22 protein-coding genes are annotated in these 21326 nt (G+C 64.8%); 5 read left to right on the top strand and 17 right to left on the bottom strand.

Going from position 1 to position 21326, the window contains the following annotated elements; all coding sequences use genetic code 11:
• From ACFQ3C_RS08095 to ACFQ3C_RS08070, 6 genes are all read right to left on the bottom strand, one after another.
• Window positions 1-936 (bottom strand): phosphotransferase enzyme family protein, encoded by a 936-nt coding sequence (locus ACFQ3C_RS08095; RefSeq protein WP_380790350.1) that lies wholly within the window; start codon window positions 934-936, stop codon window positions 1-3.
• The gene (locus ACFQ3C_RS08090; RefSeq protein WP_380790347.1) at window positions 936-2225 is read right to left on the bottom strand and encodes an aspartate aminotransferase family protein; all 1290 of its coding nucleotides are present in this window, start codon (window positions 2223-2225) and stop codon (window positions 936-938) included. Before ACFQ3C_RS08090 ends, ACFQ3C_RS08095 begins: the two co-directional genes overlap by 1 nt.
• Window positions 2222-3643: an aldehyde dehydrogenase gene (locus tag ACFQ3C_RS08085; RefSeq protein WP_380791128.1), complete on the bottom strand. Its 1422-nt coding sequence runs from the start codon at window positions 3641-3643 to the stop codon at window positions 2222-2224. The genes ACFQ3C_RS08090 and ACFQ3C_RS08085 overlap by 4 nt, the downstream gene beginning before the upstream one ends.
• Window positions 3571-5190 (bottom strand): tripartite tricarboxylate transporter permease, encoded by a 1620-nt coding sequence (locus ACFQ3C_RS08080; protein WP_380790345.1) that lies wholly within the window; start codon window positions 5188-5190, stop codon window positions 3571-3573. The genes ACFQ3C_RS08085 and ACFQ3C_RS08080 overlap by 73 nt, the downstream gene beginning before the upstream one ends.
• A gap of 7 nt (window positions 5191-5197) precedes the next feature.
• Window positions 5198-5746 carry a tripartite tricarboxylate transporter TctB family protein gene (locus ACFQ3C_RS08075; protein ID WP_380790343.1) on the bottom strand — a complete coding sequence of 183 codons (549 nt, stop codon included), beginning with the start codon at window positions 5744-5746 and terminating at the stop codon, window positions 5198-5200.
• A 73-nt stretch (window positions 5747-5819) separates the two neighbouring features.
• Complete coding sequence (locus ACFQ3C_RS08070) at window positions 5820-6761, bottom strand: tripartite tricarboxylate transporter substrate binding protein (protein ID WP_380790341.1); 942 nt, start codon at window positions 6759-6761, stop codon at window positions 5820-5822.
• Between the two features lie 156 nt (window positions 6762-6917).
• Between ACFQ3C_RS08070 and ACFQ3C_RS08065 the strand changes: the two genes are divergently transcribed.
• The 4 genes from ACFQ3C_RS08065 (at window position 6918) to ACFQ3C_RS08050 (ending at window position 9975) form a co-directional block, all read left to right on the top strand.
• Window positions 6918-7700, top strand: coding sequence for an IclR family transcriptional regulator (locus ACFQ3C_RS08065; protein WP_380790339.1), 783 nt, complete (start codon window positions 6918-6920; stop codon window positions 7698-7700).
• Window positions 7697-8359 carry an HAD-IA family hydrolase gene (locus ACFQ3C_RS08060; protein WP_380790337.1) on the top strand — a complete coding sequence of 221 codons (663 nt, stop codon included), beginning with the start codon at window positions 7697-7699 and terminating at the stop codon, window positions 8357-8359. The genes ACFQ3C_RS08065 and ACFQ3C_RS08060 overlap by 4 nt, the downstream gene beginning before the upstream one ends.
• A 4-nt stretch (window positions 8360-8363) precedes the next feature.
• On the top strand, window positions 8364-9716 hold the full coding sequence (locus ACFQ3C_RS08055) for an aspartate aminotransferase family protein (RefSeq protein WP_380790334.1): 1353 nt from the start codon (window positions 8364-8366) through the stop codon (window positions 9714-9716).
• A gap of 70 nt (window positions 9717-9786) precedes the next feature.
• Window positions 9787-9975 carry a hypothetical protein gene (locus ACFQ3C_RS08050; RefSeq protein ID WP_380790332.1) on the top strand — a complete coding sequence of 63 codons (189 nt, stop codon included), beginning with the start codon at window positions 9787-9789 and terminating at the stop codon, window positions 9973-9975.
• Between the two features lie 114 nt (window positions 9976-10089).
• Here the strand turns inward: ACFQ3C_RS08050 and ACFQ3C_RS08045 are convergent, their stop codons facing one another.
• Genes ACFQ3C_RS08045 through ACFQ3C_RS08035 form a run of 3 tightly spaced genes read right to left on the bottom strand, consistent with a single transcriptional unit; the run spans window position 10090 to window position 13015 of the window.
• A complete protein-coding gene (locus tag ACFQ3C_RS08045; protein ID WP_380790330.1) occupies window positions 10090-10404 on the bottom strand; it encodes a 2Fe-2S iron-sulfur cluster-binding protein in 315 nt (104 codons plus the stop codon).
• Window positions 10405-10417: 13 nt separating this feature from the next.
• A complete protein-coding gene (locus ACFQ3C_RS08040; RefSeq protein ID WP_380790327.1) occupies window positions 10418-11707 on the bottom strand; it encodes a glutamine synthetase in 1290 nt (429 codons plus the stop codon).
• A 48-nt stretch (window positions 11708-11755) separates the two neighbouring features.
• Window positions 11756-13015, bottom strand: coding sequence for a cytochrome P450 (locus ACFQ3C_RS08035; RefSeq protein WP_380790325.1), 1260 nt, complete (start codon window positions 13013-13015; stop codon window positions 11756-11758).
• 133 nt (window positions 13016-13148) lie between these two features.
• Here ACFQ3C_RS08035 and ACFQ3C_RS08030 point away from each other — a divergent pair, with 133 nt between their 5' ends.
• The gene (locus tag ACFQ3C_RS08030; RefSeq protein ID WP_380790323.1) at window positions 13149-13883 is read left to right on the top strand and encodes a type 1 glutamine amidotransferase; all 735 of its coding nucleotides are present in this window, start codon (window positions 13149-13151) and stop codon (window positions 13881-13883) included.
• A 66-nt stretch (window positions 13884-13949) separates the two neighbouring features.
• Here the strand turns inward: ACFQ3C_RS08030 and ACFQ3C_RS08025 are convergent, their stop codons facing one another.
• The 8 genes from ACFQ3C_RS08025 to fahA form a co-directional block, all read right to left on the bottom strand.
• Window positions 13950-14600 (bottom strand): GntR family transcriptional regulator, encoded by a 651-nt coding sequence (locus ACFQ3C_RS08025; RefSeq protein ID WP_380790320.1) that lies wholly within the window; start codon window positions 14598-14600, stop codon window positions 13950-13952.
• A gap of 9 nt (window positions 14601-14609) precedes the next feature.
• The gene (locus tag ACFQ3C_RS08020; protein WP_380790317.1) at window positions 14610-15383 is read right to left on the bottom strand and encodes an aldolase/citrate lyase family protein; all 774 of its coding nucleotides are present in this window, start codon (window positions 15381-15383) and stop codon (window positions 14610-14612) included.
• 3 nt (window positions 15384-15386) lie between these two features.
• Window positions 15387-16802 (bottom strand): pyridoxal phosphate-dependent decarboxylase family protein, encoded by a 1416-nt coding sequence (locus ACFQ3C_RS08015; RefSeq protein WP_380790315.1) that lies wholly within the window; start codon window positions 16800-16802, stop codon window positions 15387-15389.
• A gap of 128 nt (window positions 16803-16930) precedes the next feature.
• Window positions 16931-17134, bottom strand: coding sequence for a DUF2783 domain-containing protein (locus ACFQ3C_RS08010; RefSeq protein WP_380790312.1), 204 nt, complete (start codon window positions 17132-17134; stop codon window positions 16931-16933).
• The gene (locus ACFQ3C_RS08005; RefSeq protein ID WP_380790310.1) at window positions 17131-18753 is read right to left on the bottom strand and encodes an FAD-dependent oxidoreductase; all 1623 of its coding nucleotides are present in this window, start codon (window positions 18751-18753) and stop codon (window positions 17131-17133) included. Before ACFQ3C_RS08005 ends, ACFQ3C_RS08010 begins: the two co-directional genes overlap by 4 nt.
• Window positions 18753-18956 carry a hypothetical protein gene (locus ACFQ3C_RS08000; RefSeq protein WP_380790308.1) on the bottom strand — a complete coding sequence of 68 codons (204 nt, stop codon included), beginning with the start codon at window positions 18954-18956 and terminating at the stop codon, window positions 18753-18755. Before ACFQ3C_RS08000 ends, ACFQ3C_RS08005 begins: the two co-directional genes overlap by 1 nt.
• Before the next feature lie 10 nt (window positions 18957-18966).
• Window positions 18967-19917, bottom strand: a complete 951-nt coding sequence (locus ACFQ3C_RS07995; RefSeq protein WP_380790306.1) for an MBL fold metallo-hydrolase — start codon at window positions 19915-19917, stop codon at window positions 18967-18969.
• 81 nt (window positions 19918-19998) lie between these two features.
• Window positions 19999-21255, bottom strand: coding sequence for a fumarylacetoacetase (gene fahA, locus ACFQ3C_RS07990; protein ID WP_380790303.1), 1257 nt, complete (start codon window positions 21253-21255; stop codon window positions 19999-20001).
• Between the last annotated feature and the right edge of the window lie 71 nt (window positions 21256-21326).

Here is a 21326-nt window from a genome sequence, read left to right as displayed (position 1 = left end):
TCAGGGCGTGGCCAGATAAGCCTCTGCCAGCGGCAGGGCGGTGTGGATGGCGCGGGCGGATCGTGCGTCACCGCCGGGTTCGTGCAGCCGCGGGATGATCCAGCCGGGATAGGTCAACGCGCGCAGCAGGATGAACAGATCAAGTGCGCCGGGATCGACAGCGCGGCGCTTGGCGTAGCCCGCCAGCAGCGCCGCGCGCAGGGCAGGGTAATCGGGGGCCGGCAGAAAGCGCATCAGGAAGGTTGCCAGGTCGAAGTCGCGAAACCCCCAGCCGCCGTCGTCGAAGTCGATCAGCGACAGCGCATCGTCATGGATCAGGATATTCTCGGACAGGGCATCGGCGTGGATCAGCCCGTAATCCAGACCCGGTTCGATCGCCGCAAGATGCGCGTCTGCCTTGGCGCGCGCGGCCAGAAGCGTGGCGCGCTGCGCGGCGGTCAGGCCGGGATTGTCCCAGAACGGCCCCCATAACGGCCTGTCACCCAGCAGCCCCGCGCGGTCCCACGCAGGCCGGCTGAAATCCGGCGGCGGGGTCCAGCCGTCGCTGATATCGTGCAACCGGGCCAGCAGGGCCCCAAGGTTGCAGCACAGGCCGACACGGTCCGTCACATCCAACTGGCCCTGCATGCCGATGGGCCTGCCCGGCAGCCATGTCAGCAGATCGACCAGCGTATCGCCCACCGCTTCCACCAGCGTGCCCGCGCGTGACGGCACCGGGCGCGGCACGTTCAGGCCGCCTTGCACCAGCGCGTCCATCCACCGCAATTCCGACAGCAATTGTGCGGCGTTCCGATAACCCGGCCGGTGCAGGCGCAGGGCAAAGGCGCCGCTGCCATCCTCGGCCCGCCAAACGATATTCTCGCGCCGCGCGGCCAGCCGGATCTGATCCGGCGCAAAGCCCCAGAGACGGGCGGCCTGCTGTGCAAGCGCCGCCATCATGCCTCCAGCGGGGTGGCGCGCAGCACATCGTCCAGCGCATCCAGCATCCGGTCGGCATCCTGCCTTGAGAACACCATCGGTGGGCGCATCTTCAGCACGTTGTAATGGATGCCGAGGAAATTCAGCAACACACCGCGCTGGCGCATGCCGTTGGCAACCCTTTTGGTAAAGGCCGTCGCGGGCGTCTTGGTGGCAGGGTCCATAACCATCTCGGCCCCGAAGAACAGGCCCGACCCGCGCACATCCCCGATGCAATGATGCCGCCCCGCCAGATCGAGCAGCCCCGCGCGCGCGTAGTCACCGACCACGCGGGCATTCTCCATCAACCCCTCCTCCTGCACCACCTTGAGCGTGGCCATCGCGGCGGCACAGGACACCGGGTTGCCCGCGAAGGTGTTGAAATAGCGAAACGCGCTGCGAAACGCATACATCGTATCATGCGGGGCGATCACCGCCGCCACAGGATGCCCGTTCGCCATCGGCTTGCCGATGGTGATGATGTCGGGGGTAAAGCCGATCTTGCGGAAACCCCAGAAATCCGTGCCAAGACGCCCGAAGCCGGGCTGCACCTCATCCGCGATGATCACGCCACCCGCGCGGCGCACCACCTCGACCGTCGGATCAAGCCAGCCATGGGGAAGGTCGGGAAAGCCCTCGTTGGCGAAGAAGGGGCAGAGGATCAGCGTGGAAAACCCGTGCGCGGTCGTCTCAAGCGCGTCGATCTGTTCCTGCACCTTCGCCGCAAAGGCATGGGCATGGGGCATCCCCGCAACCCCGCCCAGGGGGCGATAGCTGTCAGGCGCGGGCACGAAGGCCACGTTGGTGGCATAGCCCCCCGGTGGCGGGTTTGTCCGGCTGAGCTGATGCACCGCAGTGGTATTGCCGTGATAGGTGTGATCGGTGGCGATCACGCCTGTCTTGCCGGTCAAGGCCTGCGCCATCCGCAAGGCGACGTCATTCGCCTCGGACCCGGTGCAGGTCATGAGCGCGGAATCGAAAGGCGCGCCCACCGTCGCGGTCAGCGCCTCGACATAGTCCAGAATCCCCTCGTGCAGATACCGCGTATGGGTGTTCAGCGTCCCGGCCTGCGCGCAGATCGCCTCGACCACGCGAGGATGGCAATGGCCGACATGCGGCACGTTATTGTAGCAATCCAGGTATTCGCGCCCCTCGGCATCCCACAGCTTTGTGCCAAGGCCGCGCACCAGATGCACTGGTTCATCATAGAAGGTCGACATGTTCGGCCCCAGCAGGCGGGCGCGGCGGTCTGTCAGGGTTTCGGTCATAGCTGGATCCACGCTGTCTTGAGGTCGTGATACTTATCCAGCGCATGCAGCGATTTGTCATGCCCATTGCCGGATTGTTTCACACCCCCCAGCGGCACCGTGTTGTCTGACCCGCCATAGGTGTTCACATGCACCACCCCGGCACGCAACCCCGCGACCATCCGATGCGCGCGGCTCAGGTTCGATGTCCACACCGCCGAGGCAAGGCCATAGTCGCTGTCATTGGCCAGCCTGAGCGCCTCATCCTCGGTATCGAAGGGGATCACGGCCAGAACCGGACCGAACACCTCCTGTCGCGCCAGCCGGTGATGCGGTTGCACGGCTGTCACGATGGTGGGTTCCATATAGGTGCCGCCGGTGTCTTGCAGGATGCGCTTGCCGCCAAGCACCAGATCGCCCCCTTCGGCAATCGCATCCGCGACAAAGCCAAGGTTGCCCGCCAACTGCCGCTCGGAATTCACCGCGCCGATCTGGCTGGACAGATCCAGCGGATCGCCCACCTTCAAGGCCGCGGCATGGCGCGCCAGCATCGCGACGAACTCATCATGAATGCCGCGTTCGAGCAGCAAGCGAGAGCCTGCAACGCAGACCTGCCCGGCATTGCGGAATATCCCCATGGCAGATACTTTTGCCGCCTGTTCCAGATCCGGCGCATCGGCAAAGACGATATTGGGCGATTTGCCCCCCAGCTCCAGATAGGTCCGTTTCAGGTTGGACCGCGCGGAATATTCCAGCAACCGCCGCCCCGTGGTGCCCGATCCGGTAAAGACCATCACATCCACATCCATCGACAGCGCCAGTGCCTCGCCCGTCACATGGCCGTGCCCGGTCACCACATTCAGCACGCCATCGGGCAGGCCGCAGTCCATGCAGATCTGCGCCAGACGCAGCAAGGACAAGGATGCGGTTTCCGCCGGTTTCAGCACCACCGAATTGCCCGCCGCCAGCGCGGGCGCCAGTTTCCACGCGCCGATCATCAGCGGGAAATTCCACGGCACGATGGCCCCCACGACGCCCACAGGCACATGATGCACCAGCCCCAGCACATCCGGCGCGGTCGGTGCGATCTGGCCGTAAACCTTGTCGATCGCCTCGGCATAGTAGCGGAAAGTGCCAGCGGCCGATCCCGCCTCGGCCTTGAGGGCCATGCTGATCTCGGTCCCGTTGTCGCGCACGCCCAGAACGGTCAGGGCCAAAGCCTCGGCCTCGATCCGGTCGGCGATACGGTGCAGTACGGTCTTGCGCGCGGCAGGGGCCAGCCGCGACCAGCGCCCATCCTCGAAGGCGCGGCGCGCGGCGGCCACGGCGCGGTTCACATCGGCGGCATTGGCCGCCCCGACCGTGGTCAGTCGCGTTCCGTCGATGGGCGAGACAATATCGAGCGTTCCGCCCTCAGCCTCTTGCCACGTTCCGTCAATACAAAGTCCCTGCGGCGGGACAGGAAGGTTCCGAAGCGTGTCGATGCGGGTCTGGTCGACCATTGGGCCTCCTTGGCTCGTCTGGCCTGAATCACCGCGCCCCGGATCTGGAAGACGATGATCAGGATGATGAAGAGAAACAGCGCCATCGCGATGGGCCGGTCGATGAAGTCGAAGGGCGTCTTGACCCGCGCCATGGCGATCCGCAGCTTGGCCTCCATGATGCCGCCCAGCACGATGCCCATGATGATCGGCACGATTGGCAGGTTCAGGCGCTTCAGGATGAACCCAAACAGCCCGAACCCCGCCGCCATCAGGCAGTCGGTCGCGGAATTACGCAACGAATAGATGCCCACGAAGGACAGGGTCAGGATCGACACGCCCAGAAAGCGGTTCGGCAGCCGCGCCACGGTCATCAGCGCATTGGTGGAAAACAGCAAGAACACCATCACAAGGATGTTCAGAAACAGCAGCGCCAGATAGATCGCCATCACGAAATCCATCTGGTTCTGGAACAGCCCCGGACCGGGCACCACGTTATGCACGTAGAAGACCGCCAGCATCATCGCGGTCAGTTCCTCGCCCGGAATGCCCAGCGCCAGCAGGGGCACCATCGCGGCGGCGGGGACCGAGTTGTTGGCGCTTTCAGATGCGATCAGCCCCTCGACCGACCCATGGCCGAAATCCTCGGGCCGTTTCGACGTCTTTTGTGCATAGGTATAGGCCAGAAATTGCGAGGTGAATTCCCCTACGCCCGGAATGATCCCCATCATCACCCCGAAACCGGACGAGGCCCCCGTGACGCGCGGATGCCGCGCCACTTCGCGTATGCCCTGGAACATGCCACCGCCCAGCGGCACGCGGCGGGTCTTCACATCGTCGCCCTGCATCAGCACGAAAGCCTGGCTGATCGCGTAAAGCCCCAGCACCACGACGATCAGATCCACGCCGGATGCCAGCCAGCTTTGATCGAATGTGTAACGTTTGGTGTATTTCACCGGCTCCAGCCCGATGGTGCCGATGAAGATGCCAAGGCAGGCCAATGCGGCGGCAACCGCCGATTGCCCGCGATGTGACACCACGACCAGCACCAGCCCCAGCAGGGCCGCCAGAAAGATCTCGCGCGCGCCAAACATCGGCGCCACCTTCGCCAGCACCGGCGCCAGGCTGATCAGGCAGATGATCGAGATGATGGCCCCCACGAAACTGGCCGTATAGGCGATCGAGATCGCCTTGCGCCCCTCGCCCCGCATCGTCATCGGAAAGCCGTCATAGGTCGTCAGCGCATTCACCGCCGTTCCGGGGGTGTTGATCAGGATCGCCGGGATCGCGCCGCCGTACATCGAACTGCCATATATCCCCAGCAGCAGCGTCAGCCCCACGATCGGATCCATCGAGAATGTCGCCGGCAGCAGGATCGCGATGGCGACCGCAGGGCCCACGCCCGGCACCGCCCCGATCATCACCCCGCCGATGGACCCCACCAGCAGCGCCAGCGCCACATCCCAGCGGTAAAGAACCTCGAGCCCTGCGAAAATCAGATCCATGCCCGCCTCACAGGTAACGCAGCGCGAAGGCCCGCAGGCCGTCGGGCAGATATTCGTAGAGGGCGCCGCCCGGGATCTTCACGCCCAGCAAGCCCTTGAAGATCAGGACAACGGCGATCCCGAAAGCGACCGAGGCCCACAGCAGGCGCGGGCTGCGATAGCCCAGCCGCCATGTCAGTGCGGGGGCAAAGACGATTGTCGCGGGCAGATAGCCGATACGCGGCACGGCGAAGACATAGATCATGAACCAGGCGGTATATTCCAGCGGTTGCAGCCATATCCGTGCCTCGTCCCGATCCTCGCGGCTGATCCAGGGGCGGCGCAAACCCTTGCCGCGCCGCAGACCGCGCAGGTGCAGCAGACCGAACAGAACCATGCCGGCACCGGCAACGCCGGGCCAGAAACCCGGCTGTGCGAACAGCTTGGTGCGCGGGGCCCAGACGGTCTGGTTGCCCAGGTTCGACAGGATGAAGATCGCGAAGGCGGCAAAGGCCAGCGCGAACAGGATCTGCCCCCGCCGCGGCCCCTTGCTGGCCAGTAAAGGATCGTCAGACATCATTCACCCTTGTCGGCCGCGGGTTGTGGATGGGTGGGGCGGGCGGATCATGTCCCGCGCCGCCCCGGCCGGATCACTCCAGCATCGCTTCGATGGCCGCGACTTTCTCGATGTCGGCCTTGATGCGCGCGGCGCTGTCTTCGGCATTCTGCCAGTAGACCAGCCCGCCGGTATCCTTGGCGACCTGCTGCGCGCGCGGGCTCATCACGGTCTTTTGCGCCACGGCGATGATCTTGTCGCGCACGTCCTGCGGTGTGTCCTTGTGCACGAACAGCCCGTTCCACAGCGCGATATCCAGGCTTGGCTCGATCTCGCCCACGGTTGGGGCGTCGGGCACCAGCGGAATCCGGTCGTCGGTGATCGAGGCCAGAACCTTGACGCTGTCAAGGCAAGGCAGGATCAACTGCAACGTGGTGTTGATCACATCCGCATCGCCACTGGCCAGCGTGTTGCAATCCAGCGCGTCAAAGGCCGCGTCAGACCCCCATTCGAAACCCATCGTCTTGGCCAGCGCCATCGTCACCTGCGTCGGTGTCAGCACATTGCCGAAATGCCCAAGCGCCAGTTCGTTCGTCTGCGCATATTCCGCCAGCCCTTCCATGTCGTCATAGGGCGCATCGCCCGCCACCGCGATGACGAAAGGATAGGTCAGGAAAATGCCCAGCGGGTCGAATTTCTCGGGGCTCAGTTCGGGAATGCCGATCTGGTGTCCCACGACCGGCACCCCGATCACGAAGGACCCGATCATATAGCCGTCTGCCGGGGCATTCGCGACTTCGATCGCGCCGGGGAAGGGGCCGCCACCACCACCCGGTTTGTTCACCACGGCTGCCGCTACGCCATATTCGGCCTGAAAGTCATCCGCGATCATCCGCGTCAGAACATCCTCCAGATCGCCCGGCGGGAACGGGACGATGAAGCTGACTGGTTTTTCAGGATAATCGGCAAGCGCCGCGCCGCCAACGGCAGCCATGGACAGGGCCAGCGCCCCGCCTAGGATGGATGTGGTCTTCATGGTCTTCTCCCTGTGCAATCGGTTCATTATTTGAACCAATGGTTCTAAAATAGATTGACAGAGCGCCAGCGTTTCTGTCAACGATTTTAACGAACCCAAGGCGTCCGTATCTGCGGATGCCTGAACAGCAGGCAGGATACCGGAGCAGCCGCCCCCATGGGAACCGTCGCCAAGGCATTGTCATTGTTGGATCATTTCAGCCGCAACCGGCCTGAAATCGGCCTGAGCGAGCTTGCCCGCCTGGCCGGTCTGAACAAGGCGACCGCCTATCGTTTGCTGTCCGAACTCCAGCAGGGGGGATTCGTCGAACAGACCGGCACGGGGCGCGAATACCGTCTTGGTCCCGCTGTCCTGCGTCTGGCCTCCTTGCGCGAAACGGCCGTGCCGCTGCGCGACATGGCGGCCCAGGCGTTGCAATCGCTGTCGGACGCCACCCATGAGACCGCACATCTGTCGCTTTTGCAGGGCGACCGGCTCAGCATGCTCAGCTATGCCTACAGCCCCCGCCACGGCACCCGCGTCACCATGGAGGATGCACAGATCCTGGCCTTTCACGCCACCAGTTCCGGCCTGGCCGTTCTGGCCTTCAGCCCGCCCGAGATGATCGGCCGCATCCTGTCAGCCCCGCTTGAAAAGCGCACCGAGGAAACGCTGACCGACCCGGCCGCGATCCGCGCCGTGCTGGATGGGGTGCGCCGCACCGGCATTGCGGAATCCGTGGGCGGGTTCGAAAAGGATGTCCATTCCCACGCCGTGCCCCTTTTCGATGCACAGGCCCGCGTGATCGGCGCCATGGCAGTGGCCGCACCCGTGGCGCGCATGACGCCCGACCTCACCGCGCTGATCCGGCGCGAACTCTGGCGGCACGCCACCGGCCTGACCCGCGCGCTGGGCGGTTTCCCTCCTGACGGGTTCACGGCACAGGAGGCCGCGGAATGACCGGATCCGACCGCGCCCTGATCCTCGACTTCGGCGGTGTCATCTCGCGCACCATGTTCGAAACCCATGATCTGACCGAGGCGGCCCTGGGCCTGCCCCCCGGCACCCTCACGTGGCGCGGCCCCTTCGATCCGGACGGCGATCCGCTCTGGCAGGACATGCAGGCCGACCGCATCAGCGAACGCGATTACTGGCGGCTTCGCACCGCCGAGGCGGCCTTGCTCACCGGGCGGAAATGGACGGAGATTTCCGATTTCGTCCGCGCCGCGCGCGGGGCCGACCCTGATGCCGTGATCCGTCCCGAATTTCGTGACGCCATCGCAAGGGCCAGCGCGGCAGGTATCCGCCTTGCGATCCTGTCGAACGAGCTGGACCTTTTCTATGGCGCGGGCTTTCGCGACAAGCTGCCGGTCTTGCAGCAGTTCGAGGTGATCGTGGACGCCACTTATACCGGGGTACTCAAACCCGATCCCGCCGCCTATCACCTCTGCCTTGATCAGCTTGGCCTGCCTGCGGCCTCCTGCGTCTTTGTCGATGATCAGGCGCGCAACATCGCGGGCGCGCGGGCGGTCGGCCTGCAAACCCTGCAGTTCGACGTGGCGCAGCCCGCCCGCAGTTATGACCAGGCCCTGCGCCTTCTGGGCTTCTCGAAAGGATGATCCGATGAAAGACAGCAATTTCCTGAAAGAACATAACGCGCGGTCGATGTGGCACCCGATGGCCCATCCGGCCGACAGCCTTGCCAATCCTCCCACCATCGTCACCGGCGCGCAGGGTGTGCGGATCACCGATATCGACGGGCATGAGGTGGTGGATGCCGTGGGCGGCCTGTGGAACGTGAACCTCGGCTTTTCCTGCGCCCCCATCAAGGCAGCGATTGCCGCGCAGCTGGACCGTCTGCCCTATTACTCGACCTTCCGGGGCACGTCGAACGACGCGGTGATCGAACTGTCCGAGGAATTGCGCCGCTTCTTCGCCCCCGACGGGCTGACCCGCGCTTTCTATACCTCGGGCGGATCGGATTCCGTCGAAACCGCGCTGCGGCTGGCGCGGCAATATCACAAGATCAGGGGGCAGGCGCAGCGGGTGAAGTTTCTCAGCCTCAAGAAAGGCTATCACGGCACCCATTTCGGCGGCGCCTCCGTCAACGGCAATGCCAATTTCCGCACCGCCTACGAGCCGCTTCTGGCCGGCTGCCACCACATTCCCGCGCCCTATACCTATCGCAACCCGTTCAACGAAAGCGATCCGGCCAAGCTGGCGCAGCTCTGCCTTGCCGCGCTGGAGGATGAGATCGCCTTTCAGGGCGCAAACACCATCGCCGCCTTCATCATGGAGCCGGTCCTGGGCGCAGGCGGCGTGATCCCGCCGCACGAAAGCTTCATGCCCGGCGTACGCGAGATCTGCACCCGCCACGGCATCCTGCTGATCGCGGATGAGGTGATCACCGCCTTTGGTCGCACCGGCAGCTGGTCCGGCAGCCGCCACTGGGGCGTGCAGCCCGATTTCATGTGTACCGCCAAGGCCATCACCAACGGCTATTTCCCCTTTGGTGCCGTGATGATCGCCGAAGATGTGGCGCAGGTCTTCGAGGGCGACAAGACCGGCGCCGCCGCTATCGGACATGGCTACACCTATTCCGGCCACCCGGTCGGCGCCGCCGCCGCGCTGGCCTGTCTTGCCGAAACCGAACGTCTGAACGTGCCCGAAAACGCCGCCGCGCGCGGCGCGCAACTTCACCAGGGTTTGCTGGCACTGGCAGAAAAATACGACGTGATCGGCGATGTGCGTGGCGGTCATGGCCTGATGTGCGCGCTGGAACTGGTCAGCGACCGGGCGAAGAAAACCCCGATCGACAAGAAGACCATCGGCACCCTGCAAGAGGTCGCCTATCGCGCCGGCGCCATGGTCCGCGTCTCGGGCGCCAATGTCATCATGTCGCCGCCGCTGATCCTGACCGCCGCCGATGTGCAGGTGATCCTCTCCGCGCTGGACCAGGGGTTCGCCGCCCTGTGATCGCGCGCCTCTTGGTGGATCGTCCACCCTGCGTTACGAAACAGGTAGCGCGGGCAGAAAGGCCGTCCGGATGACGTCGATTTACGATACCAGAACGCCGGGTGCGCTGCTCTCCGAAACCGCTTTGGGGTTTTACGTCTTTGTCGCGGTGATTGTCATTGCGGCCGCCGCGTGGATCGGATGCGAGATCCAGCTCCGCCGCATCAAGGCCCGCGAGAAAGAAGAACAGTCATCCCGCAAGCAGGATGAAACACGCTAGCCCGATCGCGTCACGCAAGGACAGGTAAGGACAGGCAAGGACCAGGGCGCAGATCACACCCTGCTTCTTCTTGCCTCAAATATCCATCACGCAACCGCGCGGCCCGGACCGCGCTCAGACCTCGGGCACGATCAGCACCAGACCGTCCAGCGCGGCGCTGGCCCTGATCTGGCAGGACAGGCGCGAGGTCGGCACCCGCGCCGCCTCGACCGTGTCCAGCATCGCATCCTCGAAATCCTCGGGCCCGCCGACCCGGTCGGCCCAGGCATCTGCCACATGCACATGGCAGGTCGCGCAACTCAGGTTGCCGCCGCATTCGCCGACAACACCCGGCACGTTATGCGCCACCGCCGCTTCCATCAGCGACAGCCCCTCGGCCACCTCGACCGAAATCTCGGACCCGTCGGGCAGTATCCACGTCACCTTCATGGCAGCAGCCCCCTCAGACGAACCAGATGTAGAAATCGCGCAGCGCGTCGCCTTCCAGGTCACGGGTCTTCTTGACCTCGTGTTCCTTCATGAAAACGTGGTTTTCCACCAGCAGCGACCCTACCGCCTGCGTCAGCGCGGTATCGGCCTTCAGATCGGCCACCGCCCCCTTCAGGTTCAGCGCGGTCGCCTCCTTCGCGTCCCATTTCTCGAACCCGTCGCCGGTTTCCATCGCGGGCAGGTCATAGCCGCCCGCAAAGCCCAGCCGCGCGGCTTGCAGCACGGCTGCCACCGCCACATAGGGGTTCGACGAGGCATCGGCCATCCGATGCTCCAGCCGCGCCTTGGCGCCGCCTTCGCTGGAAATGCGCGTGGTCACGTTGCGATGATCCCCGCCCCAGTTGCACAGATGCCCCGACAGGCTGCCGGGTTGCAGCCGCTGATAGGAATTGGCCGTGGGCGCGATCAGCCCGGCCAGCCCCTTGTGGTGCCGCAGCAGCCCCGCGACGCAGCCGCGGGCCAGCGCGTTCATGTGATCCGGTCCGCCCTTCGGCCCATCTGACAGGGCATTGCCCCCGGCCTCGTCCACGAAGGAAAAGTTGACATGCATCCCCGAACCACCCGCCTCGGCGATGGGTTTGGGCATGAAGGTCAGCACAACCCCATGCTCCAGCGCGATCTCGCGCGCCATCAAGCGGAACAGCACGATATCATCCACCGCCTTGACCGCATCGTCGAAGGTCAGCGTGTATTCGAATTGCGGGCTGTCATATTCCGACGTGATCAGGTCCAGGCTGAATCCCAGCTCATCGGCCTTTTCCCAGATCGCATCGTTGAACCGCAACGGATCCGTGAAGGGCCCCGTGCCGTAGACATGCGCGCCCGGCGTATCATAGGGGCGCAACCGCCCCTGATCGTCCGCGACCATGGCAAAGGCTTCCAGCTCGATCCCCACCTTGGGCGTCAGGCCATGCTTGCCCCAGTCGGCCACGGCCCGTTTCAGCGCGCCGCGCCCACACATCGGCAGCGGTGCGCCATCGGTGTCGTAAAGATCGCCCACCACGATCTTGGTCGCCCGGTCCCAGCTGTCGCGGATCTCGTCCCCGCGCCAGTGCAGCACCATGTCGGGCAACCCTTCCATCATCATCGACCCCGGTGAATTCAGCAGGTCCTTGTCGTAATGCACACCGAAATTCGACCGGCAGAAACGGGTATGGCCGTCCCCGATCTTCGAGCCGGGCAGATACTTGCCCCGCATGATCGACAGATGGTCGCAGAAAAGCGCGCGCAGGCGGGTGTTCATCTCATGTCTCTCCCTCGGGCGCGGGTTTATCCCCGCGCGTTTTGATCTTCAGGCGGGCGTGACCCGCACCGGCAATGCCTTGATGCCGCCCACGAAGTTCGAGCGCAGGAACTGATGCGGCCCTGCCGGTTCGATCGCGGCCAGCCGCTTGGACAATTCCTCGAACAGCACCCGCACCTCCAGCCGGGCCAGCCACATGCCAAGGCAGATATGCGGCCCGCCCTGGCCGAAACTCAGATGCTTGTTCGGACTGCGGGTCAGATCGACCCGGAACGGATCGTCAAAGACCGCTTCGTCCCGGTTGGCCGAGGCGAACCAGTAAAGCACCTTGTCGCCCGCGCGGATCGTCTTGCCATGCATCTCGACATCGCGCGTGGCGGTGCGCCGGAAATAGATCGCGGGCGTGGCCCAGCGGATGATCTCATCCGCCGCCGTCTCCCAGACGGCACCGCCCGCCTGCATCTGGCCCAGCAGTTCCGGCTGATGGCACATCGCCTGGATGCCCGCCGCGATGGAATAGCGCGTCGTGTCATTCCCCGCCGCTACCAGCAGGCAGAAGAAGTTGCGAAACTCCGTCTCGCTGATCACCCCGCCGTCCCGGCCGGGGTTCAGGATCAGGTTCAGGATGCCGTTCGTATCCCCGCTGCGGGCCTTATGCTCCATCAACTCCTTGGCATATTGATACAATTCCGCCCCCGCGGGCGAGTTGAAGGGCATCATCCGGAACGCATCGGTATCCATCTTGTCCAGCACATGGTCGGTGAAATCCGGGTCCGTATTGGCAATCAGCGCATCGCCCTTTTCCACCAGCCAGGGCAGATCGGCTTCCGGCGTGCCCAGGATGCGGCCCAGCATCCGCATCGGCAATTGCCGCGCGATGGCCTTGGTCGCATCGAACTCCCGCGCCTCCAGCGCCTGGTCCAGGATCTCGTCGCACAGCGCGCGAATATCCTGTTCGTACTCCGCAATCACGGGCTTGGAAAAGGCGCGCGCCACCTTGATGCGCGTCTGCATGTGCTCGGGCGGGTCGGTCTCCTGAAAGGTGCGGCGGGCCAGGTATTCCTCATAGGTCTGATCCTCCATCCGGATGCCCCGCGCCGAGGAAAAGACATCGGGCTGCCGGTTCATCTCGATGATGTCGGCATGGCGCGTGATGGACCAGAATCCCTGTCCCTGATCCCAGTCGGTCCAGTGCACCGGGTCGTCGCGGCGCAGCCGGGCAAAGGTGTTGTGCGGCACGCCATGCACAAAGGTGTCATGGCTGGTCAGATCGGCGAAACCGTCGTCAGTGGGGGTCCAGACCGTCATCGCGTCACCTTTCCGTCAGCCGCCCCGATTGGGACTTGTCGTTAACCTGTTATGTATATTAAAAGCGGATATAAATATGTAAAGCAAAATTAAGTGACATCGAAAGACCCGGCGCATGCATCTTGCAATCCTCATGGCCAACACGGACGAAAGCGACTTTGCAGCCGCCCACCCCAGGGATGGCGCGAAATTCACGGCACTGATCCAGTCCGTCCGCCCCGACTGGACGACCGAGGTATTCGCGGTGAAAGACGGCCGGTTCCCAGCTGACCTGTCCACCTTCGACGGGGTCATGATCACCGGCAGCCCGGCCTCTGTCCATGATTCCGATCCATGGGTCGCTGATCTTCTCCATCTGATCCGCCGGATGGTCGCCGCCCGCCTGCCACTCTTTGGCGCTTGTTTCGGCCATCAGGCCATCGCGCTGGCGCTGGGCGGGCAGGTCGGACCCAATCCGGGCGGCTGGGTGTTCGGGCGCACCGAAATCCAGGCGACCGATCCCGCGCCCTGGATGGACCCCTTGCCGCCGCAGGCCGGGGTCTACGCCGCGCATGTGGAACAGGTCACCGCCCTGCCTGCGGGCGCACGGATCCTGAGCGCATCGCCGGACTGCCCGGTCGGCGGTTTCGCCATCGGCGGGCATGTCTACACCACCCAATACCACCCCGAGATGACGCCCGCCTTCATCGCGGCCCTCGTCGAACATCTGAAAGACGACAAACCCGCCGAAGTGATCGCCCGCGCCCGCGCCTCGCTGGACCGTCCGGCCGATACGCGACCCTTCGCCGAAACCATCGCGCGCTTTTTCGAGCAGGCCAGGGAACAGGCCAGGGAACAGGCCAGGGCACAGGCCATGACACAGGGCTGACGCCCAGCTTCATCGTTCCAAAAATACTCAGGATCCACCGGCCGCAACGGGCACCGCGCGCAAGGCTCAGCCCAGCACCGCCAGCAGATCCATCGCTGTCACCTGGTCGAACTGCACATGCCGCGCCATTGCGGCCTCGGCCTCATCCGACCGCCGCGCCACGATCAGCGCCGCGATCGCGCGATGGTCACGCGCCGATGCCCCTATCGCTCCGGCATAGTGATAGCGCGCCCGATAATAGGCCATCAGTTTGCGCGCATTGGTCTTGATCATCTCCAGCAGGAACGGATTGCCCGCTGCCTCGGCCACGACGCGGTGGAAATCCATGTTCAACTGGTAATAGCGGTCGGGCTCCGCATCTCCCAGGCGCGCCGCGTGATCCTCGCAGGCCGCCACGGCCGCTTCAAGCGCGCTTGCATGGGCGGCGGACAGCCGCCGCGCGGCCAGCCCTGCGGCTTGCCCCTCAAGCTTGGCATGCACCTCGAGGATCGCCAGAAACTCCTCCAGCGACGGTTTGAACACCACCGCCCCCTTGCGCGGCAGGCGCCGGATCAGGCCGGCGGTCTCTAGCTGGATCAGCGCCTCGCGCACGGGCGTGCGCGATACGTCATGCGCCTCGATCAGTTCCTGCTCGTCGATCAGGCCGCCAGGCCGCAGGCTGCCGGTCTCGATCGCGCCCAGGATCGCCGCGACGATGGTTTCGGTCTGCCCCGCCACGGCGCGGCCTCAGCCCTTGGTCCAGCGCGCAGCCAGATCGCGCGCGGCGCGTGCCAGCAGCACCACATCGATCCCCACGGCCAGGAATTGCGCGCCCCAGTCGCGATAGGTGACAGCGGTGTCGTGATCCACGGCCAGAATTCCGGCCGCCTTGTCGGATGCCGCGATCCGCCCCAGCGCGTCCTTGATCACCGCACGCACCTCGGGCTGTGCACTGTCGCCCCGGTGGCCCATGTCTGCGGCCAGATCGGAGGGGCCGATGAACACCCCGTCCACACCCTCGACCGCCAGAATATCGTCCAGGGCGGCGATCCCCTTGACGGTTTCCACCTGCACCAGCAGGCACATCTGGTCATTCGCCGTGCGGATGTAATCCGGGATCGCCGAGAACCGCGAGGCCCGCGCCAGCGCCGCCCCCGATCCCCTGATCCCCTCGGGCGGATAGCGCATCGCCCGCACCAGATCGCGCGCCTGTTCGGCGCTTTCCACCATCGGGATCAGCAGGGTCTGCGCGCCGATATCCAGCGCCTGCTTGATCAGCCAGGCCTCGCCCATCGGCAGGCGCACGACCGGGTGACTGTCCGGCTTGCCCTCCAGCACCTGCAACTGCGCCATGATCGACCGAATGTCATTGGGGGCATGTTCCCCGTCGATCACCAGCCAGTCGAACCCGGCGGTGGACATGACCTCGGTGGGATAGGCATCGCCAAAGCCGGCCCAGCAGCCATATTGCATCTGACCTGCGGCCAGCGCCGCCTTGAAACGGTTGACGGGGGCGGGCATCGGTTATCCTTTCGCCAGGTTTGCGGCCATCTCGACGATCACGTCATGGGCCATGTCGATATCCGCCTTTGTGGCATCGAATTGCCCGGCCTGAAAGCGGATCACGTAATCACCCTTCACCCGCGTCTGGGTCAGGTAGATGCGCCCGTCATCGTTGATGGCGGTCAGCAGCGCCTGGGTCAGCGCCTCGGCATCGCCCCCGTCCGGCGCATAGCGGAAGGTGAACAGCGACAGCACGGGCTCGGTCACGATCTCGAACCCCGGTGTTGCGCGCAACCGCTCGGCCAGATCCTGGCTCCAGGCCACATGGTTGCGGATCATGCCGCGCAGCCCCTCCAGACCATAGGCGCGGATCAAAAACCACAGCTTCAGCGCGCGGAACCGCCGCCCCAGCGGGATCGACCATTCGGAGTAGTTGATGATCCCGTCCGCCCCTTGCGTTTTCAGGTATTCGGGCTGGATCGCCAGCGTGCGGGTCAGGTCGGCGGGCGAACGGATGAAATGCGCCGAGAGGTCAAACTGCGTGCCCAGCCACTTGTGCGGGTTGAACACGACCGAATCCGCCATCTCCACGCCCTGCCACAGATCGCGGAACTCGGGGCAGATCATCGCGGCCCCGGCCCATGCGGCATCCACATGGGTGAATACCCCGTGCCGCTGCGCCACCGCGCAGACCGCCGCGATATCATCGCAAGCCCCGGTGCCGGTGCCGCCCGTGCAGGCGATCACACCCGCAGGCAGCATCCCTGCTGCCTTGTCCGCCTCGATTGCGGCCTCAAGCGCGGCCACATCCATGCCCCGCAACGGGCCTTGCGTCGGGATACGTACCAGATTGGCCTGCCCGATCCCTGCAATCCAGATTGCGCGGTCCACGGATGAATGCACCTCGGCCGAGCAATAGACACGCAAGACCTTCTGCCCCGGCAACCCGCTGGCATTGCCGTCCCACTCCAGCGCACGTTCGCGCATCACCAGCACGGCGGCCAGCGTGGCGGAACTGGCGCTGTCCTGGATGACGCCCGAAAACCCATCGGGCAGGCCGATCGACTGGCGCAGCCAATCCATCATCCGCGTCTCCATCTCGGTCGCGGCGGGAGAGGTCTGCCAGAGCATGCATTGCGGCGCCATCACCGTGACCAGATGATCCGCCAGCACCGCGGCAGGCGAGGCATTGGACGGGAAATAGGCAAAGAAACGCGGGTGCTGCCAATGGGTGATCCCCGGCATCACGATGGATTCGAAATCCGCGATGATGTCGTCCATCGGTTGCGCCGCCTCGGGCGGGCTGGCGGGCAGGGCGGCCAGGATGTCACCGGGACGTGTCTGCGCCCGCACGGGGCGGTCGCGCAGTCCGGCGTGATAGCGCCCGGCCCAGTCGGCGGCCCAGCGGCCCCATTTTGGAAATTCGTCCCAGCGCATATCAGCCCTCCTATTTGGTTAACATGGTAAGTATATTGTGTCTTGGCATCTGGCAACGAAAATCCCCCGCCTTGCGTGTCGCGGCAAGCGGGGGATTTGAGTATTTTTGGAACGATGAAAGAGACGGGTCAGGCTTTTTCGGGGGCCCCTGCCGCCTTGAGCGCCTGGCGCAATACCGCGCGCTGTCCGATGTGGTTCATCAGGATCAGGATCAGCCGCGCGTTCAGCGCATCGCTTTCGGCCTTGTCCAGCCCGTCATGCGCGGCCAGCAGGTCGGCATAAATGTCATCGGGCCGGTCCAGGTTGGGTGTCAGGATCAGATCGCTGCTCATGCCTGCATCTCCTGTCCGGTGGCGCGGCGCAGTGCGGCCCGGATCGCGGCTTCGTCATAGGCGGGCCAGCGCGCGGCCACATGCTGATCCGGACGGATCAGGTAAACGGCAGCGGGGGCATCGCCCAGGTAGCGCGACGCCAGCGCGCCGGTGGCATCGTCCTTCGATGTCAGCGCAAGCCGGGTCACCGCGACCCCGCCTTCGGTCAGGCTGTCCGGCGCGTCCGCGTTCACCGTCAGCAAGGTGAACCGGTTACCCAGGCCGTCCAGCAGGAAACCGTTGCCCAGGCCCACATCGGGGCACGGCGATCCGGGGCGCGTGCGCGCGGGCCCGCCCGGCAGCGCATCGGGGCTGTTCAGCGGCGATCCGTCATAGGTGCAGGGCATCGACAGGCGGCCCGAGTTGACCAATGGCCGGGCAAAGGCGTGATGTTCGCTGAGGTCCAGCACGGCATCGCGGAAGATGCGGCTGATCTTTGATTTGGGCGTGATGAAGTCGGTGGAACGCGACGAGTTCAGGATGTTTTCATCCGCGCCATGGATGCGTTCCGCATCATAGCTGTCCAGCAGCGCATCCGGGGCGTGGCCCTCCAGCACCAGTTTCAGCTTCCACGCCAGGTTGTCGGTGTCCTGCAGGCCGGAATTGGCCCCGCGTGCGCCGAAGGGGCTGACCTGATGCGCGCTGTCGCCCGCAAAGATCACCCGGTTGTGGCGGAAGCGTTCCATCCGGCGGCACTGGAAAGTGTAGATCGACACCCATTCAAGGCTGAACTCCACATCATCGCCCAGCATCGCCTTGAGGCGGGGAATGACGCGCTCGGGCTTCTTCTCTTCGGTCTTGTCGATGTCCCAGCCCAGTTGCAGATCGATCCGCCAGACGCCGTCGGGCTGCTTGTGCAGCAGGGCCGATTGCCCCTTGTTGAAGGGCGGGTCGAACCAGAACCAGCGCTCGGTCGGAAAATCCGCCTCCATGATCACATCGGCGATCAGGAAATTGTCCTCGAACACGCGGCCCACGAAATCCAGCCCCATCATGGACCGGATCGGGCTGGCCGCCCCGTCGCAGGCGATGACATAGTCGGCGGTGATCGCATAGGGGCCGTCTGGCGTGTCGATGCCCAGGGTCACATGATCGCCGTGATCTGTGAGGCCGGTGACCTTGTTGCCGCCGCGCAGTTCCAGCGGTGCGCCGGCCGCTTCGATCTCGCGGGCGCGTTTGACCAGGTATTCCTCGAAATAATACTGTTGCAGGTTGATGAAGGCGGGGCGCTTGTGCCCATCCTCGGGCAGCAGGTTGAAATCATAGACCTTGCGGTCGTCGAAAAAGACCTTGCCGATGTTCCACTGCACACCCTTGTCGACCAGTGGCGCGCCGCAGCCCAGGCGATCGGCAATCTCCAGGGTGCGCTTGGCGAAACAGATCGCGCGGCTGCCGAAGCTGACCTTGTCGTTTTCGTCCACGACCAGCGCCTCGATGCCCTGCTGCGCCAGGTCGATGGCGGCGGCCAGACCGACGGGACCGGCCCCCACGATCACCACCCTGTGATGCGCGGGGGTGACCGCATCCTGATCGGCGTGGTGGCTGTAGGGATAGAGCGGAACTTCGAAGATCTTGTTCATCAGTCGTCCTTTCGCAAAAGCGCCCTGGCGGACCAGACCGCCGAGCCGCCAAAGAATGTGCCCGCGATCAACACCACCTCGATCATGGCGATGCCGCCGAAGCCGCGCGTGAGCAGGGCAAAGACCATCAGCCCCAGCCCGAAGATGGAAAAGCCCAGGCGCAGCTTCAGCTCGCCCCGCGATGGTCCGTATTTACCTGCCACGCCCGATCCCTCAGCCCTGAAGCGCCTCCCACATCTCGATATCGCGCTGGGCGGTCCAGATGCGGGGCGTGTCGATCCCGCGCGCCTCGTCATAGGCGCGGGCGACGTTGAAGGGCAGGCAGTGTTCATAGATCGCGTAATCCTTGAACTTCGGATCGCAGGCCGCGCGCACGGCATCCCAGGCCTCCTTGAGGCTGCCGCCACGGGCCGCGACGCGGGCGGCGGCGGCATAGGTGCTTTCGACGAAGTCGCGCGTATTCTCGATGGCAGCCGTGACCATGTCCTGCCCCATCAGCGCATCCCCGCGCCCCGGTGCGATGGCATCGACCTGGAACGAGGCAATCGCATCCAGCGTATCGCCCCAGTCGCTGAAATGCCCGTCCCCGCAGTAGCAGGCCGAGTGGTATTCCACGATATCGCCTGTGAACATCACGTTCTGGTCGGGCACGTGGATCACGATATCGCCCGCCGTATGGGCGCGGCCCAGATGCATCAGGTCCACCCTGCGCTTGCCCAGGTAGACGGTCATGTCCTCGGAAAAGGTGGTGGTGGGCCAGGTCAGGCCGGGGATGCTTTCATGCCCCTCAAACAGGCGCGGAAAGCGCTGGAATTCGCTGTCCCAGTCCTCCTGCCCGCGTTCCACCACCATGGCGCGGGCCTTGTCGCCCATGATCACCTGTTGCGCGCCGAAAGCCGAGGCGCCCAGCACCCGCACGGCATGATAATGCGTCAGCACCACATGGCTGATCGGCTTGTCGGTGACAGAGCGCACGCAGTCGATCACCTTGTTGGCCAGACGCGGGGTTGCCTGCGCCTCGACGATCATCACGGACTCGTCGCCGATGATCACGCCCGAATTGGGATCCCCCTCGGCGGTGAAGGCATAGACGCCATCCCCCACCTCGGTGAAGGTGATCTTCTTCTCGGTCATGTCGCCTTGCGATGCGAAAGCCTTGGCCATGGGTCGTCCTTTCTGATGTCGGTGCCGGGGTCAGCTGTCGAAGCCTCCGGCGGGGATATTTGAGGCAAGAAGAAACCGTGTCTATCTTGCGTAAGGGTCTTTCAGGGCGGGCAGGATCGTGCCCGTGCAGGTGCCGAAGCCGATGGTGTAGCCATCGCCATGGGCCGCACCCTGCAGGGTCAGCGTATCGCCATCGGCCAGAAAGCTGCGCGTCTCGCCGGTATCCAGCGTCAGCGGCTCCTTCCCGCCCCAGCTGAGTTCCAGCAGGCTGCCGCGCTGGTGCTTTTCCGGCCCCGAAATGGTGCCAGAGCCCAGCAGGTCCCCCGGCGTCATCGGGCAGCCGCTGGTCGTGTGATGGGCCAGTTGCTGGGCGGCGGAATAATACATCTCGCGGTAATTGGTGCGCGCGATTTCCGTGGCGGGTTTGCCTTCTGGGGCCAGCGTCACGGTCAGGTCGATATCATAGAGCATCGGCCCGGTATCCTTGAGGTGATCCAGAAGCGGCACCTCACGCGCAGGGGTGGACACGCGGAATGGCGCGAGCGCGGCGCGTGTCACGATCCAGGGGCTGATCGTCGTGGCGGTCGCCTTGGCCTGGAACGGGCCCAGCGGCTGGTATTCCCAGGCCTGGATGTCGCGCGCGGACCAGTCGTTCAGCAGCACATAGCCGAAGATCATCGCATCGGCCTCGTCCACCGTGACGGGACCTTCGCTGCCGGTGCCGACCACGGCGCCCATTTCAAGCTCCAGATCGAAGCGCGCGCAGGGCGCGAAACGCGGGGCCGCGTCATCGGGGCCTTTCAGCTGCCCCCAGGGGCGGCGCACCGGCGTGCCGGACACCACGACCGATGACGCGCGACCGTTATAGCCGATGGGCATATGCAGCCAGTTCGGCGGCAGCGCATTCTCGGCCCCCCGGAACATCGTGCCCACATTGGTGGCGTGATGCCGGCCGGCATAGAAATCGGTATATTCCGCCACAAGGAAGGGCAGGTTCATCTCGGCCTGATCCATCGGCACAAGCAAAGGCTCCACCGCCGCACGCTCTGCCGATCCATCCTTCAGCAACTGGATCAGCCGGGCGCGCAGCGCGGCCCATGCCTCGGGGCCCAGTTCCATCACCTCGTTCCAGAAGGGCACGTCGAAGACGGGCGCATCATCGAGGTTCAGAAGCCCCTCATCCTCGGCCGCGCGACAATCGAGGATCATGTCGCCGATGGCCACGCCGCAGCGCGGGTCGTCATCGCCGACGGAAAAGACGCCGCAGGGCAGGTTGTTCAGCGGAAACGGGTGACCGGGCGCATTGGCCGAGGCCACCCAGCTTGTCATCAGGGGCATTGTCTTGGGTCCTTCCGGGGGTCAGCCGCGCGCGAAGTGCACGGCCGGAATGTCAGTCAAGGGCAGGGGCG

The organism is Seohaeicola saemankumensis (assembly GCF_042678485.1).
Taxonomy (GTDB): domain Bacteria; phylum Pseudomonadota; class Alphaproteobacteria; order Rhodobacterales; family Rhodobacteraceae; genus Seohaeicola; species Seohaeicola saemankumensis.
This window is presented reverse-complemented; position numbering and strand designations above follow the sequence as displayed.

What these genes read in the sequence shown, in the direction of transcription:
- ACFQ3C_RS08095 (WP_380790350.1), bottom strand. Translation starts at nt 936, where the DNA reads ATGGCGGCGCTTGCACAGCAGGCCGCCCGTCTCTGGGGCTTTGCGCCG.
- ACFQ3C_RS08045 (WP_380790330.1), bottom strand. Translation starts at nt 10,404, where the DNA reads ATGAAGGTGACGTGGATACTGCCCGACGGGTCCGAGATTTCGGTCGAG.
- ACFQ3C_RS08080 (WP_380790345.1), bottom strand. Translation starts at nt 5,190, where the DNA reads ATGGATCTGATTTTCGCAGGGCTCGAGGTTCTTTACCGCTGGGATGTG.
- ACFQ3C_RS08030 (WP_380790323.1), top strand. Translation starts at nt 13,149, where the DNA reads ATGGCCAACACGGACGAAAGCGACTTTGCAGCCGCCCACCCCAGGGAT.
- ACFQ3C_RS08060 (WP_380790337.1), top strand. Translation starts at nt 7,697, where the DNA reads ATGACCGGATCCGACCGCGCCCTGATCCTCGACTTCGGCGGTGTCATC.
- ACFQ3C_RS08055 (WP_380790334.1), top strand. Translation starts at nt 8,364, where the DNA reads ATGAAAGACAGCAATTTCCTGAAAGAACATAACGCGCGGTCGATGTGG.
- ACFQ3C_RS08040 (WP_380790327.1), bottom strand. Translation starts at nt 11,707, where the DNA reads ATGAACACCCGCCTGCGCGCGCTTTTCTGCGACCATCTGTCGATCATG.
- ACFQ3C_RS07995 (WP_380790306.1), bottom strand. Translation starts at nt 19,917, where the DNA reads ATGGCCAAGGCTTTCGCATCGCAAGGCGACATGACCGAGAAGAAGATC.
- ACFQ3C_RS08050 (WP_380790332.1), top strand. Translation starts at nt 9,787, where the DNA reads ATGACGTCGATTTACGATACCAGAACGCCGGGTGCGCTGCTCTCCGAA.
- ACFQ3C_RS08005 (WP_380790310.1), bottom strand. Translation starts at nt 18,753, where the DNA reads ATGAACAAGATCTTCGAAGTTCCGCTCTATCCCTACAGCCACCACGCC.
- ACFQ3C_RS08075 (WP_380790343.1), bottom strand. Translation starts at nt 5,746, where the DNA reads ATGTCTGACGATCCTTTACTGGCCAGCAAGGGGCCGCGGCGGGGGCAG.
- ACFQ3C_RS08015 (WP_380790315.1), bottom strand. Translation starts at nt 16,802, where the DNA reads ATGCGCTGGGACGAATTTCCAAAATGGGGCCGCTGGGCCGCCGACTGG.
- ACFQ3C_RS08065 (WP_380790339.1), top strand. Translation starts at nt 6,918, where the DNA reads ATGGGAACCGTCGCCAAGGCATTGTCATTGTTGGATCATTTCAGCCGC.
- ACFQ3C_RS08090 (WP_380790347.1), bottom strand. Translation starts at nt 2,225, where the DNA reads ATGACCGAAACCCTGACAGACCGCCGCGCCCGCCTGCTGGGGCCGAAC.
- ACFQ3C_RS08035 (WP_380790325.1), bottom strand. Translation starts at nt 13,015, where the DNA reads ATGACGGTCTGGACCCCCACTGACGACGGTTTCGCCGATCTGACCAGC.
- fahA (WP_380790303.1), bottom strand. Translation starts at nt 21,255, where the DNA reads ATGCCCCTGATGACAAGCTGGGTGGCCTCGGCCAATGCGCCCGGTCAC.
- ACFQ3C_RS08010 (WP_380790312.1), bottom strand. Translation starts at nt 17,134, where the DNA reads ATGAGCAGCGATCTGATCCTGACACCCAACCTGGACCGGCCCGATGAC.
- ACFQ3C_RS08070 (WP_380790341.1), bottom strand. Translation starts at nt 6,761, where the DNA reads ATGAAGACCACATCCATCCTAGGCGGGGCGCTGGCCCTGTCCATGGCT.
- ACFQ3C_RS08020 (WP_380790317.1), bottom strand. Translation starts at nt 15,383, where the DNA reads ATGCCCGCCCCCGTCAACCGTTTCAAGGCGGCGCTGGCCGCAGGTCAG.